General features: G+C 56.4%; 1 pseudogene. It reads right to left on the reverse strand.

Annotated elements, in window-relative coordinates:
* Window positions 1-176: 176 nt before the first annotated feature.
* Window positions 177-837, reverse strand: a pseudogene (locus AvAM_RS14410) (Tn3 family transposase); the annotation flags it as partial.

Here is an 837-nt window from a genome sequence, read left to right on the forward strand (position 1 = left end):
CCAAATGCATCGATAACTGGCACCAATGGATGAAACCGACCACGGTTTGACGCCACGAATCGCAGATTTGAAAGTGAACAGGAAAGTCAATGAAATCAACGATCTACCAACACCACCTCCGCGCCAGTGCTAGCTTTTCGTACCGTCACTTATTGCACTGAAAACGAGGAGACCCCATGTATGGATTCGCCCCGGTTCAGCAACGCATGCATCTCGCGGCGAAACTCGGGAATGGTGAAGTAGTCGCACAAAAAGATCGTACGAAGCAACTTGCCCAACTCGTCTGCGGCACCGTGCACGGGATCGCCCCGCGCCGCGCTGCCAAGGCGGGCGATGGCTTCTCCAGCTGTCAAGCGTCCTTGTCGGATAGAGGCAACCAGGTGCAGTAGGTCCATCCATCCGGCTCGAATCTTCCCAAGCGAGACTTTCCCAACGGTTAGGCGCTCCAAAGCTTCTGGCACAGTATCCCCCCTGGCCAAGAACATCTTACGTTCCGACAATTGGCGCAAACGGACGCACAGATCGAAGCCCAGCAACTTGGCGATGGCCATCGCTGCGTTGGTGTAGCCATGGGTGTCCACAGCAAGCAGGGATAGTCGGATCTGGTCCTCGCGGCGGGAACAGTTGTGCGCTTCGACACCATCCACCGCTGGTGCTGCCTGCCGGTCATTGATCACGATAGGCTGGTCATGAAACAGTGCCCAGGTATCAAGCATGTGCACATAGATGCCAACACCATGCTGCTTGCGGCGGTATTCCATACGCGCCGAGTGCAGGTACCGTGACGTATCGAGCGTCATCGAATCAGAGGATGCTTTGTCGCCCTGGCCCCAGAGT

The organism is Acidovorax sp. NB1, assembly GCF_005405905.1.
Taxonomy (GTDB): Bacteria; Pseudomonadota; Gammaproteobacteria; order Burkholderiales; family Burkholderiaceae_C; genus Acidovorax.